At 70.6% G+C, this 14191-nt stretch carries 13 protein-coding genes and 1 tRNA gene; 4 read left to right on the forward strand and 10 right to left on the reverse strand.

Annotated elements, in window-relative coordinates; genetic code table 11:
- Positions 1-49 precede the first annotated feature (49 nt).
- Entirely contained in the window at positions 50-694 is a 645-nt protein-coding gene (locus tag D0Z60_RS06320; protein ID WP_118857462.1) for a flavin reductase family protein, read from the forward strand.
- Here D0Z60_RS06320 and D0Z60_RS06325 read toward each other — a convergent pair.
- Both D0Z60_RS06325 and D0Z60_RS06330 read right to left on the reverse strand, forming a co-directional pair.
- Positions 691-3750, reverse strand: coding sequence for a CHAT domain-containing protein (locus D0Z60_RS06325; RefSeq protein ID WP_118857463.1), 3060 nt, complete (start codon positions 3748-3750; stop codon positions 691-693). The genes D0Z60_RS06320 and D0Z60_RS06325 overlap by 4 nt on opposite strands.
- Positions 3751-3779: 29 nt before the next feature.
- Entirely contained in the window at positions 3780-5573 is a 1794-nt protein-coding gene (locus tag D0Z60_RS06330; protein ID WP_118857464.1) for a ShlB/FhaC/HecB family hemolysin secretion/activation protein, read from the reverse strand.
- 280 nt (positions 5574-5853) lie between these two features.
- On the opposite strand from D0Z60_RS06330, the gene D0Z60_RS11915 reads away from it, so the two are divergent.
- The 3 genes from D0Z60_RS11915 (at position 5854) to D0Z60_RS06345 (ending at position 9334) form a co-directional block, all read left to right on the forward strand.
- The gene (locus D0Z60_RS11915) at positions 5854-7407 is read left to right on the forward strand and encodes a hypothetical protein (RefSeq protein ID WP_240325669.1); all 1554 of its coding nucleotides are present in this window, start codon (positions 5854-5856) and stop codon (positions 7405-7407) included.
- 164 nt (positions 7408-7571) lie between these two features.
- Positions 7572-8864 (forward strand): putative bifunctional diguanylate cyclase/phosphodiesterase, encoded by a 1293-nt coding sequence (locus D0Z60_RS06340; protein WP_162888111.1) that lies wholly within the window; start codon positions 7572-7574, stop codon positions 8862-8864.
- The gene (locus tag D0Z60_RS06345; RefSeq protein WP_118857466.1) at positions 8861-9334 is read left to right on the forward strand and encodes a BLUF domain-containing protein; all 474 of its coding nucleotides are present in this window, start codon (positions 8861-8863) and stop codon (positions 9332-9334) included. The genes D0Z60_RS06340 and D0Z60_RS06345 overlap by 4 nt, the downstream gene beginning before the upstream one ends.
- Here D0Z60_RS06345 and D0Z60_RS06350 read toward each other — a convergent pair.
- The 8 genes from D0Z60_RS06350 to D0Z60_RS06385 form a co-directional block, all read right to left on the reverse strand.
- Positions 9331-10251 (reverse strand): DUF3618 domain-containing protein, encoded by a 921-nt coding sequence (locus D0Z60_RS06350; protein WP_118857467.1) that lies wholly within the window; start codon positions 10249-10251, stop codon positions 9331-9333. The two genes, D0Z60_RS06345 and D0Z60_RS06350, sit on opposite strands and share 4 nt — an antisense overlap.
- Entirely contained in the window at positions 10248-10736 is a 489-nt protein-coding gene (locus D0Z60_RS06355) for a phage holin family protein (protein ID WP_118857468.1), read from the reverse strand. Before D0Z60_RS06355 ends, D0Z60_RS06350 begins: the two co-directional genes overlap by 4 nt.
- A complete protein-coding gene (locus tag D0Z60_RS06360) occupies positions 10733-11281 on the reverse strand; it encodes a hypothetical protein (RefSeq protein WP_118857469.1) in 549 nt (182 codons plus the stop codon). The genes D0Z60_RS06355 and D0Z60_RS06360 overlap by 4 nt, the downstream gene beginning before the upstream one ends.
- A 140-nt stretch (positions 11282-11421) precedes the next feature.
- A tRNA-Gln gene (locus D0Z60_RS06365) sits at positions 11422-11496 on the reverse strand.
- A gap of 65 nt (positions 11497-11561) precedes the next feature.
- The gene (locus tag D0Z60_RS06370; RefSeq protein ID WP_118857470.1) at positions 11562-12449 is read right to left on the reverse strand and encodes a branched-chain amino acid aminotransferase; all 888 of its coding nucleotides are present in this window, start codon (positions 12447-12449) and stop codon (positions 11562-11564) included.
- A gap of 54 nt (positions 12450-12503) precedes the next feature.
- Positions 12504-13355 carry a pyrroline-5-carboxylate reductase family protein gene (locus D0Z60_RS06375; RefSeq protein ID WP_240325565.1) on the reverse strand — a complete coding sequence of 284 codons (852 nt, stop codon included), beginning with the start codon at positions 13353-13355 and terminating at the stop codon, positions 12504-12506.
- Positions 13356-13431: 76 nt separating this feature from the next.
- A complete protein-coding gene (locus tag D0Z60_RS06380) occupies positions 13432-13926 on the reverse strand; it encodes a type III secretion system chaperone family protein (protein ID WP_420822791.1) in 495 nt (164 codons plus the stop codon).
- 5 nt (positions 13927-13931) lie between these two features.
- Positions 13932-14186: an accessory factor UbiK family protein gene (locus tag D0Z60_RS06385; RefSeq protein ID WP_118857472.1), complete on the reverse strand. Its 255-nt coding sequence runs from the start codon at positions 14184-14186 to the stop codon at positions 13932-13934.
- Positions 14187-14191: the final 5 nt, after the last annotated feature.

Genomic DNA, 14191 nt, shown 5'->3' on the forward strand with positions numbered 1-14191 from the left:
GCCCCGGATAGCCGCGCCGGGCGGCGGACGCTATGCAGGCACGCAGCCGATGACCGCAGTCGATCCCCTCGCCCTCCGCCAAGCGCTCGGCAGCTTCGTTACCGGAGTGACGATCGTCACCGCGCGCGACCCGGCCGGAGAGCCGGTCGGGCTGACGGTGAGCAGCTTCAATTCCGTCTCGCTCGATCCGCCGCTGGTGCTGTGGAGCCTGTCGCTGAAGAGCGCGAGCCTGCCCTCGTTCCGCGAGGCGAGGTCGTGGGCGGTGCATGTGCTGAGCGCCGGTCAGGAAGCGATGTCGGCGCGGTTCGCGACTCCGGGCGCCGACCGGTTCGCCGATCTTGCGCTGGCCGATGGGCCGGAAGGAGCGCCGCAACTGCCCGACTTCGCCGCGCGCTTCGGCTGCGCCGCGACGTTCGAATATGAAGGCGGCGACCATGCCATCTTCGTCGGCCATGTCGCCGACCTGCAGCGGCGCGAGGCCGAGCCGTTGGTCTATCATGGCGGGCGCTACGGGCGCGTCGCGGGGGCGGCCGAGCAGGAAACCGCGCTGTTTCGCGAGGAAGGCGGGCTACTGGCGCTGACCGCCGACGGGCGCGGGCTGATCGCCGAATTGCGCGACGCGCTGGCGGCGGGACGCTTGGCCGAGGAGGATCGCGCGCTGCTCGCCGACCTCTACCGGCGGTCGGCCGACTAGCGCGAGGCGACCCGCGCCGGCTCGGCCTGGAGCAGTGCCGAGCGGCCGTCGCCGACCACCGCGAACGCCGCCCAATAATAGGGATGCGAGGTCTTCGGATCGTCCATCAGCCGAAGCTGCGAGCGGCGCAGGGCGCTGACCGTCGCGACCCCGGGCGGGACCGAGAACAGGCCGCCGATCAGCCGACCGGTGGCGTCGTAATCGTCGGGCACCGGCCAGTGGCTGGCGATCACCAAGCGGCCGCCGGCGCCGACGAAGGCGCGCACCAACCCGTCGAGCGCGAGCTCGCCGCGGCCGCCGAGGCCGGCGTCCTGGGTCGCCTCGGCGCCGGCCGCGCCAGCGGTGTCGCAGGCTGAGAGGATGATGAGGTCGGCGTCGAGCTTGAGATCGAAAATCTCGCGGAAGGTGAGCAGGCCGTCCGACCCCTCGCCACCGAAGCTGGTCATCAATGCCGGCTGGGCGGCGCAGCGCGGCCGCTGCGAAGTGAGCAGGCCGTGGGTGGCGAAATGGACGATCCGATAGTCGGCGAGGTCGCGGCGGTCGCGCAGCGCGGTGTCGGAGAAGGCAGCGCCGGTGACGACCGACGTGGCGCCTGGCCGGGCCGCGCCGAGCAGGCGGCTGGCGAGATTGAGCTCGGCCGCGGCGATCGGCTTGCTCCACGCCGCAGCGGGCAGCGCGCAATCGTCGGCGGCAAACGTGGCGGTGGCGGGCGCGTTGTCGCCAAGGCCGAGATAGAGGTGCTGGCCGGCGGCGCGCGGGGCGAGCCGGACGTCGCGGAACGACGGCGCGGAGACCGACGTGCTGATGTCCATCGCGCGCCCGAGCCAGCCGATTCCGGTGAGGTCGAACGGGTCGGCGCCCTTCCCCACCCGCGAGGCGTAAGCGGCGATGCCGCCATTGTCGCGGACGAGCAGGTTGGGGCTGATGCGCAGCATCGCGCCGTCGGGCTCGAAGATCAGATGGTCGACCGCGGCGAGATCGGCGCGGAGCGGGGCAAACAACTGGTCGTAGAGCTTGGCGGCGAGCTCGACGTCGAACGGGAAGGTCACCGTCTCGCCGGCGCTGACCGTGGAGATCGTTCGGCGAAGGCGGTTGATGATGTCGTCGAGCTCGTTGGCGGTGGCGGCAAGCTTGACCGCTCGCGCGCCGCCGGGGGTGACGAGCAGGCCGAACACCAGACGGTCGACGACGGTCAATTTGTAATAGGCCTCGCCCGGCTTGAGCAGGCGCTGCAGCTCGGCGAGCGGGAGGATGTCGCCGGACACGGCGCGGAAGCGCGGGAAGGCGGCGAGCCCCGCCTGGGTGGCGACCTGATCGCGCTGATATTCGTCGAGGCTTGCGGCGAGCGTCTGGCGGCGAAGCGCCTGGCCGGCGGTTGGCTGCGGCGCCGCCTCGAGGCGGGCGAGTTCGCTCCGCGAGCGCTCGATCTGGCGGGTCAGCGTGACCGACTGGCGGAACAGGCGCGCCGCCTCGTCGCTTCCGCCGCTCAGTTCGCGGGCGAGCACGGCCTGGGTCTGGGCAACCCCGGGGCGAAGCATGATCTGGCTCGCCGCGAACAGTTCGGCGGCGCTCGCCGGGTCCGAGCGCTTGAGCAGCAGTTCGGCGTAAGGGACAAGGATGCGCGCAAGCGACGGCGGGCTGTTGGCGGCGCCGACATGGTCGCGCACGATCGCGCGGAACAGGGCAAGCGCGGCGTCGTCGGCGCCGGACGCCGCGAGGAAATCGGCCAGCCGGCCGCGGGCGCTCTGGAGCACGGCGGTGCCGGGATACTCGACCTCGAGCATCGCCAGGCCGGCGCGGAACTGGCGCTCGGCCCCGGCTCGGTCGCCGCGCGCGGCGGCGATCGCGCCCTCGTCGCTGAGGATCTGGGCGCGCATCCAGACGATCGACGGGAGCCGGCCGCCGCGCACTAATTGGAGCTTCCGATCCGCGATTGCGAGCGCGCGCTGTGCCTCGTCGAGGCGGCCCGTGAGGCGCAATGCCGAGCCTTCGAGCAGACGCACCTGGGCGTCGAGGATCTGGGCCTTCTCCTCGATCTGGAGCGCGCCGCTGCCGCCGCCCAATTGCGCCACCGCCGCCGCATCGGCGTTGAGCCGGGCGGCGGTCGAGCGGTCGATCTGGAGACGGCGGATGGCTGGCTCGGGGAGCTCTGCGGCGGCCGGGAGCGGCTTGGCGAGCTCGGCTAGCGCTTCCTCGGCCAGGCCCTGGTTGAGCAGGTGCATGGCGCGATAGTTGCGCAGCTGGCGGGCGACCAGCACGTCGTTGCCGAGCAGCAGCCGCGCGCGCTCGAGCAGATCGTCGGCTTCGGCGAAATGGCCGAGGTTGGACTTCTGCAGTGCCTCGTTGACCAGCGCCTCGGTCTGCGCCGACTTGCCGAGCTCGCCGCGAGTCACGGCGGCGAAAAATTCAGCGGACTCGGCATAATTCCCGGCGTTGTTGCGGCGATAGGCCTCGGCCAGCGCCCGCGAGCGGTCGAGCGTCCCGGCCTGTACCCGGGCAAAGGCGGCGGGATCGGACGCGCCGGTCAGCGCCACCTCGACCTCGCCCGAGGCGGGCCGGTCGGCGACCACGCTGCGCAGCGCGATCCGAAGCGCGCTGTGGTAGCCGGTCAGGCCCTCGGCGGAATAGAGCGTGCGGCCGCGCTCGAGCTGGTAGATGCGATAGCCGACAGCGGGCGAGTCCTTGAGCTTGCAGTCGACCATCCGCACCGCGCCGATGTCCTCGAGATCGGCGCTGGCCGGCGCGGCGCAGTCGACCTTGCCGGAGCGGAGCGCGGCGAGCCGTGCAGCGGGCGCATCCGCACCGCCGCTGCGCAGCGCGTGGACCACGCCGATCGGGATGGCGGCGTCGCGGCACAGGATCTCGTAGCCGCGATCGAACATGTCCTTGAGCGAGGCGTGGGTGGCCATGGTCTGGGCGAGGCACAGCAGCGTGCCCTTGCCGCTTCCGCCGACGCGGAAGCTGGTGCGCGTGCTGAGCGGCTGGGCGGCGAGTGCGGCCCCGCCCGCGGCAAGCGCGAGCGCGGCGACCAGCGATGTTCTAGCGGCCCGGTTCATGCCGGCGCCTCCTTGCTTTGCGCCCTAACTCACGGGCTCCACGGCCACAGCCGGCGGGTGATCGAGAACAACAGGCGCGGCGACGGCTTGCGCTCGGCGAAGCCGGCGCGCTCGAGCGGGAAGGCGAGCGTCGAATCGAGGCTGAACCCGCGCCATGTCGCGCGCAGCCCGCCACCGGTCGACAAGAGTTCGCGGCGGCCGGCGGGGATGAAGTCCTTCGTCTCGTTGGCGACCCGGGCGTAGTCGAGGAACACGAACGCCTGCGGCGCGAAATCGCGGAGTGAGGACGGGACCAGGCTGCCGCCGCGGATCTCGGCCTGCACCCCGTAGCCGCGGTCGCCGAGCACCGCGCCCGGATCGTAGCCGCGCCCAGCAGTGTAATTGCCGCCGGCGAATTCCTCGAAGCTGAGCAGCGATTCGGCTGCCCACTGGCCGCGCAGGCCGAGGGCGAAGGTCAGCTTGGGCACCGGGCGGTACTCGCCGTAGAGGCTGCCGCGGGCGACGAACGCGGTCGGATCGGCGTCGGGACGGCTGGGAGTGACCTGGCCCGACGTGCGACAGGCGAGGTCGCAGCGGTCGCTCGCGCCGAGGATGCCAAGGCCCTGGCGCAACTCGGCCATCCCGCCGAGCCGCCACGGCGGTTCGAACTGCGAGAAGCCGGGGCCGGAGAAATCGGTGCCGAAGCGGTCGAACAAGGCGCGCAGGAAGGCCACGCGGAGCCGGTCGCGAGTGAAATTCTCGCCGTCCTGCTCGACGCTCTGGTTGACCAGGTCGAGCCCGGTCAGCCCGGTCAGGCTGAAGCCCTGGCGGCGGACGAACGGATAGGCCGCCCAGGCCGAGGCGAACAGGGTGCGTGCCTTGACCTCGACAGCGACGTCGGCATCGGGCCGCGCCCAGCTGTAGTCGGTCGAGAGGCCGAAGGTCAGGCCCTCGCCGCCGAGACGGAATTCGTGCGCCAGCTGGAGGTTGGTCTGCTCGCTGAGATCCTGGGTGACGAAGATGCCGGCAGTGGTGACGTCGCCGAGGCCGGTGAGGCCGTACAGCTGGGCGCGGAGCAACGCGCCGCCGCGGCCGAGCTCCTTCGAGCCAAGGTTCTGGACGTTGGCGTCGAGCGTGAACGGGGTGGTGAGGACAGTGACTTCGCCGACCACTTCGCCGGGCGCGGTGCCGGCCGGGCGAAGCGCGAGGCGGACTTGCTGACCGGGTAGCTCGCCGGCGAGCAGCAAATAGCGTTCGGCGGCAAAGCGGTTGAACACCGGCTGGTCGCGCAGCCGCCCGAGATAGGCGGCGAGCTGGCGTTCCGAGCGGCCGGCGTTGCCGAGCACGCGCACGTCGACCAGCCGCGCGAGCACGACGTTGTAGTCGAGGCTGCCGTCGCCGATATTCTGCTCGGGCACCTGGACCGCGGCGATGTAACCGGCGTCGCGCAGGATCGCGGCGGCGCGGTCGCGGATACGGCACACCGCCGAGACCGGATTGTCGCGGCCGATATCCTCGGCGTAGGCCGGAGCGAGCAGCGCCGGATCGATCCCGCCGAGGCCGCCGAAGGTGACACTGCGCAAGGTCACGCGCACGTCGGCGAAGCGCGGCTCGTCGAGCGCGCACGGCGAGCGCTCGAGGTCGCCCTCGATGCGCACGTTGGCGACCGGCGGAGCAGGCTGGCGGCGCTCGATTTCCTCGCGCGTCGGAGCAAGCGGCTGGACGGTCGATTGCGCCGCGGCCGGAGCGGCAAGCGCACTCGCGCAGACCGCGGCGAGGAGACCCTGCCGCGCGGTGCGCTTCAGTTTTTCGGACGCAACACAGCAAGCATACAGTCGTCGCACGAGGGACCCCCTTCCCGTCGCACCCCACCGAGTCGGCGGACTGTCAAAGAAATGTTAATCACGGACGAGCGGGCCACGCAACATTTGTGACGGTCTAATCTTAGTCACGGCCATTGCCGCAGTTTAGTTTTCCGGTCCGAGTCGCGGCCGCCGGCCCGCTGCGAACAGGGACATTCAAGCGATAGAACAACGGGTTAGGTGCCCTTTGTCGGATGGTTAAAATTCCGTTATACGATTGCCTCTTCAGTTCAGCGTTCGGAGAAGAAGCGGGGAGCAACACGTGCTTCGTGGGGCGGGTTCGGGCATTTCCGATATGAAGGTTCACGGTCGCGGGCTGCGCGTCTCGTGCGCGCTGGCCGCACTGATGCTGACGGCTCAGGCGCTTGCCGCACCGCCCCCGGGCCACGGCGGCGGATCGTCGGCCGGCCGTGGCGGTGGGCCGCCGCCTGGCGTGGGTGGCGGACCGCCATCGTTCGCCGGACCGCCGTCGTTCGCCTCCGCACCCTCAGTCACGATCGCGCCCGCTCCGACAATGGCGCCGATGCCGACGGCGATCGCGAGCGCGCCGATTGCGCCGGCTCCGGCCGTGGCGTCCCCGTCACCGGGCAACAGTGGCAACGGGCTCGCGCTGGGCCATTCGACCCAGCCGATCGCCGCTGCGCCCACGCCCTCCGGCAACGGCCTTGCGCTCGGCCATTCGACGTCGAGCGCATCCGCGGCTTCGGGAAGCAACGGTCTGGCCTTGGGCCAGACGCAAAGCGGCCCCTCCCCGGCAAGCTCCGCCTCGCCCGCGCCCAACGCGAACGGCAATGCGACGGCGAACGCAGGCGCTGGCCCTTCGCCAAACGCCAGTGCGAATGCCGGCGCTGCTCCAGGCGGCGGCAACGGCCCGCCGGCCACGCTTCCGGCGCCCGCGGCGCTGGTCGTCAATCACGGGGCGTTCGATGTCGTCGTTCCGGCGGCCGCTGCGACCGCGCAGCCGGCCGCCCCAAGCGCGCTGGCAAATGTCATTCCGGCCGCCATTCCAGCCAGCCCGACGATCGTTCGGCCGCCCGACACGACATCGCTGCTGCTCAACCTTACCGCCGCTGACGCGGTGAGCGGGGTGGCGATGGTCAACGGCAATCTGGTGCTGACCGCCGCCGCGTCCAACGGCAACGGCAACGGCAACGGCAAGAGCCAGCTGGCGATGAACGGCGCGTCGGACAAGTCGCCGCCGGGCGACCCGTGCGCGAAGGGCAACGGCAATCCGTGCAACGGCAACAACGGCAATTCGGGTGCCCAGGGCAATGCCGGGCGCGAGCCGCCTCCGCCCCCGCCACCACCGCCGCCCGGCGAGGATCCCAAGGTGCCGCCGGGCGATCCGTGCGCCAAGGGCAATGGCAACCCGTGCAACGGCAACAATGGCAACGACGGCGCGCAGGGCAATGTCGGCAACCCGCCGCCTCCGCCACCGCCACCTCCGCCGCCGCCGCCGCCGCCACCGCCGCCACCTCCGCCGCCGCCGCCGCCGCCTCCCCCACCGCCACCACCGCCGCCTCCGCCGCCGCCTCCCCCGGGGCCGCCTCCGGGACCGCCGGGCCAGCCGCCGGGACCGCCGCCGGCGCCTCCGGGGCAGCCGCCGGGACCGCCGCCAGGACCGCCGCCGGGCAAGCCGCTGCCGCGCGTGATCCTCGCCTTGTTCGCGCCCGAGGCCGACGAGGACGAGGAAGAGGACGCGCTGGTCGACGCCACCGGGCTCAAGGAAGAGGCGATCGACGACGGCGGAGTCGCCAGCGGCGCGGATTCGAGCGCCTGGACCTTCACCCCGGTCGGCGAGCCGCCGAAGAACTAAGGCGCCACAGGCGGGCGCCCAAGCCGCGCCGGCGAGTTGTATCCGCATCGGACCGAACGTCCATCAAGCGGCAAGGCGGGCTGGTTAACGCCGCCCTCATGGCGACCAGCGCAGCCCTTTCGACGATCGATCGCGCCGCCCGGCGCCGGCCCGGAACGCGGCCCGTGGGTGAGCCGGTCGCAGTGGCGCTGCGCGATCCGCTGACCGGCCTCGCCGACCGCCGCGCGCTCTACGCGTTCATTGACCGGCTGATCGAGCGCGGCGTGCCGTTCGGCCTGCTGCTTGCCGACCTCGACCACTTCAAGGACGTCAACGACACGCTCGGCCATGACGCCGGCGACCATGTGCTGCTCGAGCTCGCCCGGAGGCTTGGCGCGGGGCTCGAGCGCGGCTCGCTGGTGGCGCGGCTCGGCGGCGACGAGTTCGCGATCGTCGTGCCGCGGCTGACAGGCACGGACGGACTGCTGGCGGCGATGTCGGCGATCCTGTCGAGCGCGTCGGAACCGTTCTGCTACGACGGCCAGCCGCTCGACTGCCAGCTGAGCCTTGGAGCGACCTTGGCCGGCGCGGGCGCGAGCCGGGTCCAGGCGATGAAGGAAGCCGACATCGCGCTCTATCGCGCCAAGGAGGAAGGGCGCTCGCGCGGCGCGATCTTCAACGCCGCGATGCGCGAGGAAGTCGATCGCCGCTCGGCCGAGATCGCGACGGCGCGTGCCGCACTGGCGCGCGGCGACATCGCCGTCTTCTACCAGCCCAAGGTCAGCCTCGAGACCCGCGCGGTGGTCGGCTTCGAAGCGCTGCTGCGAGTGCGCGACGGCGAGCGGATGCTGGACCCGGAGCATATCGCCGGGGCGTTCGAGCAGCGCCGGCTGTGCGCGCAGTTGGGGCGCGCCGTGCTGACCCAATTGCTACGCGATGCCGGGCGCTGCGCCGCGCTCGGCGCGCCGTTCGGCCATGTCGCGATCAACGTCAGCGACGCCGAGCTGCGCGACCCGAGCTGGGCGCCGATGCTGCTCCATCTGCTGGCCGCGGCCGGGCTTCCGCCGTGGGCGCTGCAGGTCGAGATTACCGAGACGGTGCTGCTCAAGCGCTCGGCCGAGGTCGTGCGCTCGGCGTTTGACCTGCTGCATGCCGAGGGGGTCAAGATCGCGCTCGACGATTTCGGGACGGGCTTCTCTTCGCTTGCCCATCTGCGCGACTATCCGGTCGACATCATCAAGGTGGACCGCTCGTTCGTCGCAGCGCTCGACCAGCCCGACGCCGCCGCGCTGGCGCGGGCGACGATCGGGCTCGGCAAGACGCTCGGCATGACGGTCGTCGCCGAGGGCGTCGAAACCCTCGTGCAGCACGAGCAGCTGCGGCGCTGGGGCTGCGATCAGGGCCAGGGTTATCTCTACGGGCGGCCGGGCCCGCGACTCGGCGTGTTTTCGGGCGGGGTCGAGGGAGAAGCGGCATGAGCCATCTCAAGAAGCTCGTTTACGTCAGCCAGAGCCGACTCGCGGCGGCCGAGGCGGAGCGCGCGGTGGCCGACATCGTCGCTCTCGCAACGCCGCGAAACGACCGGCTGGAGATCGGCGGAGCACTGATGTTCACCGGCCATCGATTCGCGCAGTGGCTCGAGGGGCCGGCCGCCAACGTCGACCTGCTGATGCGAAGCATCGCCGCCGACGTCCGGCACAGGGATATCCAGATCGTCGTCGATTGCGCCGTCGAGCTGCGGAGCTTCAGCGGTTGGGGGCTCGCCTTCGGAGGCCGGTCATTGGTGGTCGACCGCCATCTCAAGGCCGCGCTGAACAGCGGGTGGGCATTCGCCGACGGCGATGCGGCGCGTCGGCTCGAACGACTAATGATCGAATTGGCTCATGCCCAGTGGCCGGGGCGGACGGGCGTGGGGGCAGCGCTGGCCGCTGCCCCCGTGACGGGCTAGCGCGTCGGTTCGGGAAGGATGAAGGGCTTGTCCGAGCCGGCCGATTGGCCCGGCTTCGGCGACGCGCTGGCAGTCTGCTCGAGTTTTTCGTCCGCCTTGTCGAGCAGCTCGTCCTTCTTCTCCATCGCCAGATCGGTCAGCTTATCCTTCTGCTCACTGACCAGATTGCGCGCGTCGGTGCCGAGATCGCCTAGCGTTTCCTGCTCCTTGCGACTGATCGGAACGGTCGAGCCGAGCGCTGCGCCGACGGCGGCGGCGAGGATCCCGCCGACCAGCGGGTTCTGACCATAAAGGTTTTGCGCCTTGGTCGCCGCCTGGCGGGCGGTGCGCTGGGCGCCGGCGCCGGCATCCTTCACCGATTGCGCGCCCGATGAGCCGGCCTGGCTGATCGAGTCCGACCAGGCGCGGCGCTTGTCGCGGAAGCTTTCGGTGAGCTGGTCGAGGCGTTCGCGGAACGCGCCCTCGTCCTCGTCGGGCTTGCGCTCGCACATCAGGAAATTGGCGCGGTGAAGATCGCGGCGGCGCTGGTAAGCGAGCGGGTCCTCACCGTCGCGCATGTCGAGCGCCGACATGTGCGAAACATAGTCGCGGTGGTGGACGTCGCTCGGGTCGTACTCGTCGTCCTTCGTCGACTTGCCCTTGAGCGTCGGGAACTTGGAGTTCTTGTCGCTGAGCAACCAGATGGTGCCGGCGGCGATGAGCCCAAGCGCCATCGGATTGTTGCGCGCGCCCTCGAAAAGATATTGCGAGTCGACGCCCTTTTCGTCCGCCTTTTCGAGCAAAGCGTTGAACAGGTTCTTCGGCGTCAGCTGGTCGCCGAGCTTGTCGACGGTCCGGCTCATCTCGTCCTGGGTGCGGCGGATGTCCTGTTCGATCGCAGCAGGATCGGCGTCGGTGCGGGTGGTGGAATCGGTCATCGTGCATTCTCCGTCGAAAGGTCGCCGCGAACGACATCGGTCGCCCGCTGAAGCGTCCGCTCGGTGCGCTTCGGCTCGAGGTTGGCGGCGCTCAGCTTGGCGGCGCCGCTGCGGTAGAGGATATAGGCCAGGAGCAGGGTCGCGGCGCCGACGATCAGCGCCCCGAGCCCGACGTTGTCGATCGCGTCGCCGAGCAGATAGGCGACGCCCATCAACAGCACGCCGAGGCCCGCAAGGCCGACCACGGCGGCGCCCGCCATCGCCCCGGCGGCGGTCTTCACCTCGCTCGTCGATTCGCGGATTTCGGCCTTGATCAGCGCCATCTGCTGTTCGGCGAGATGCGAGCCCTGCCCGGCGAGCTGCTTGAGCAGGTCGACGACATTGGCGTCGTCACCCGCCGCAGCCACGGCCGGGCGCCGCTTGGCCGCTGGCTTGACGACATGCGGCTCGGCCAGCGGATCGGGAGGAAGATCGTTGTCGATCATGCGAACTCTCCCGTCGGGCTCGCGACCTTCGGCGGCGTCGGCTGATTGCCAAGCTGGCCGAAGGCGGGACGATCGCCACCGCCTATATCGGGCTGGGTTTCGGCGCCGGCCTTGAACACGCGCGCCGCGGCAAAGCCGATTGCGGCGCAGGCGGCGAGGAACGTGCCGGGGTTGTTGCGGGCGAAGTCCTGGGCGTCGCGCATCAGCGCGCGCGAATCCTTCTGCTCGATGGTCTCGGCGAACGCCTGGACCTTCTGGGCGCCCTGGCGGAGGGCCGACTTGAGCCAATCGGGCGCGTTCTGGTCGAGCTCGCCGGTCACCTTCTCGATCGCCGAGGAGACCGACTTGGCCTGATCGACCGCGGTTTCCTTGCGCGCGTCGACCTCGCTGTGGAGCCGGTTCGCGGCCTTGGTGCCGAGCTGCTTGGCGTCCTCGCCAATTTCGGCGGCGGGGCCGGGTTGAGTCGATCCGCTGCCGGGCGAGCCAGCGGTGGTCGTCGGCTTGGGGGTGTTGGGAGTGCTGCCGGAGGATGGTGGTTGCTGCATGGTGATTGCCCTTTGCAAAGCGTTACAACAGCTTAAGCGGGGCGCGCCCGAACCCGTTCCAGTCGTTACGGAGCCGATGACAAGCATTCGGACCGCACGACATCATCGGGCGCCAGAGCGTTCTCGATCATTTTGGCGATTGGCTGGGGCGGCAGGATTCGAACCTGCGAATGCCGGTACCAAAAACCGGTGCCTTACCACTTGGCGACGCCCCAGCAGGCGCGGCGCGGGCGGGGGCCCGCGAGGGCAAGCGCGGCTTATAGATCGCCGCTAAGCGCGATCAACCCTGGCGGCGGCCGTTGACCAGGTCGTCGTAATCGCGGGCCAATTGCCGCGACAGCTCGCCGACCTCGAAATTCCACGGACCGGCCGAGGCGACGAAGGTCACTTCGGCGGCGCTACCGGTGAGGAACATCTGCTCGAAGCTTTCCAACTCCTCCGGCCAGATCACGCGCTCGACCACCTCGATGCCGCGCTGGCGGGCGAGGCCGATGACGGTGCGGCGCGTGATGCCGTCGAGGAAGCAGTCGGGGGTCGGCGTGTGGATCACGCCGTCGCGGACGAAGAAGACGTTGGCGCCGGTCGCCTCGGCGACCTGGCCGCGCCAGTCGAGCATCAGCGCGTCGTTGAAGCCGCGGTTCTCGGCGTGGTGCTTGGAGAGCGTGCAGATCATGTACAGGCCGGCGGCCTTGGATTCGGTCGGCGCGGTGTAGGGCGCGGGCCGGCGCCACGGCGCGATGTCGAGCCTTATGCCCTTTTCGGCCAGCGCGGGATCGAAATATTTGCCCCAGTTCCAGCAGGCGACGGCGAGGTGCGGCTTGGTCGCCTGAGCGCTCACCCCCATCTGCTCCGATCCGCGCCAGGCGACCGGGCGGAGGTAGGCGTCGACGAGCTTGTTGGCCTCGAGCGTGGCGATGCAGGCGGCGTCGATCTCCTCGACGCTCCACGGCAGCGGGAAGCCGAGCAATTCGGCCGAGCGGCGCAGGCGGGCGCTGTGCTCGGAGAGCTTGAAGATCGTGCCGCCATAGGCGCGCTGCCCTTCGAACACGCTGCTGGCATAGTGCAGCGCGTGGGTGAGGACGTGGACCCGCGCGTCGCGCCACGGCACGAGCTCGCCGTCGAACCAGATCCAGCCGTCGCGATCGTCGAAGCCCGGCATGTCGCCCATGGTGATCTTTCCGTCAGAAGGAGCGAGCGCGACTAGGCCGCGGGCGGCTCCAGATCAACCGCGCGCGGCCGCGGCGAGCTCCTGCCCGCGGCGGGCGGCGGCCGCGAGCGTGCGCGCGACAAGGCGGTCAAGCGCGCCGTCCGAGTCGAGCACTGCCAGGCCGGCCTCGGTCGTGCCGTTGGGACTGGCGACGCGCCGGGCGAGCGAGTCCATGCTTTCGCCGTGGGTCTCCGCCATCAGCGCGGTGCCGAGCACGGTGTGGAGCGCGATCCGGGCCACGACGTCGGGATCGAGGCCGCGCGCGACGCCCGCCTTGGCGAGGGCGGCGACGAAGCGCGCGACATAGGCCGGGCCGGCGCCGGCGAGCGCTCCGACCGCAGCGAACTCCGCTTCGTCGCGCGCGAGGTGGACGTGACCGAGCGGGGCGAACAAAGGCTCGGCCGCGCGCGCGCTGCCGCCCTCGCCGACTAACGCCACGACCCCGCAGCCCTCGCTGACCGGGAGATTGGGCATCGCGCGCAGGATCGATCCGGCGCGCGGGAAGCGGGCGCGCAGGCTGGCCAGCTCGACCCCGGCGAGGATCGAGATGAGGCGGGTGTGCGGGCCGACTCGCGGCTCGGCGAGCGGCGCGACCTCGTCGAGCTTTTGCGGCTTGATGCCGAGCAGGAAGGTGGTCGGTTCGCCGTTGCCGGGAATGGCGGTGACGGTGGCGACGCCGTCGACCGGGCGGCCCGACGGGCGGATCGCGAGCAGGCCGTCGGGGAGCGCGTTCGCGCGGCGCCAGCCGGCGACCATTGCGCCGGCCATGGTGCCGCAACCGACGATCCAGAAACTGCTCATGCTCACCCCGTCATGCCAGCGAAGGCTGGTATCCATGCCGTCATATGGCGCGCGACGGAAGAACATGGGCCCCAGCCCTCGGCTTCGCCGAGGTTCATCCAGAGAGCCGCCGCAGGCGGCGGCGAGGGCCTAGGGCGACCAATTAGGCTTCGCCTGCCGTCTCGATCAGCGCGGCGGAGATCGCTTCGGTGGGGGATTTGCCGCCCCACAGCACGAATTGGAACACCGGGTAGAAGCGCTCGCACTCCTCGAGCGCGGCTTCGGCGATTGCCTCGGCCTGTTCGAACGCCAGGCTGTCGCCGTGCCCGACCAGCGCGGCATGGCGGAAGACGATGAGGCCCGATCCCGACCACAGTTCGAAATGGCCGAGCCACAGCTGCTCGTTGATCAGGCACAATGCCTCGTGGATCGCGCTGCGCTTTTCGGCCGCCACCTTGATGTCGGGAAAAGCGAGGAATTGAAGCACCTGGTCCTCGCCGCGCCACACGCCGCGAAGCTCGTACTGCGCCCAGCTGCCCGAGGCCGAAGCGATGATCTCGCCGTCGCCGGCGCGCTCGCACGGCCAGCCGCGCGCCTCGAAATAGCTTTCGAGCACGTCGATCGGAGCGCCGTCGTCGCGCTCTTCCTGTTCGGCAATCTCGGTCAGCGCGGCGCCTTCTTGGCTGCTTCGAGCTTGTCGAGCCGGGCTTTCAGCGCCTCATTCTCGTCGCGCGCGGCGGCGGCCATCGCTTTCACCGCCTCGAACTCGTCGCGGCTGACGAAATCCATCCCGCCGATCCAGCTGCGCATGCGCTCACGCATCGACGCCTCGGCCTCGCGGCCGACTCCGGCGGCGGTCCCGGCGAGGCCGTTGAGCACCTTGGCGAAATCGTCGAGCAGTCGGTTTTCGGATTGCATGGGTC

This window comes from Sphingomonas mesophila (genome assembly GCF_003499275.1).
Classification (GTDB): Bacteria; Pseudomonadota; Alphaproteobacteria; order Sphingomonadales; family Sphingomonadaceae; genus Sphingomicrobium; species Sphingomicrobium mesophilum.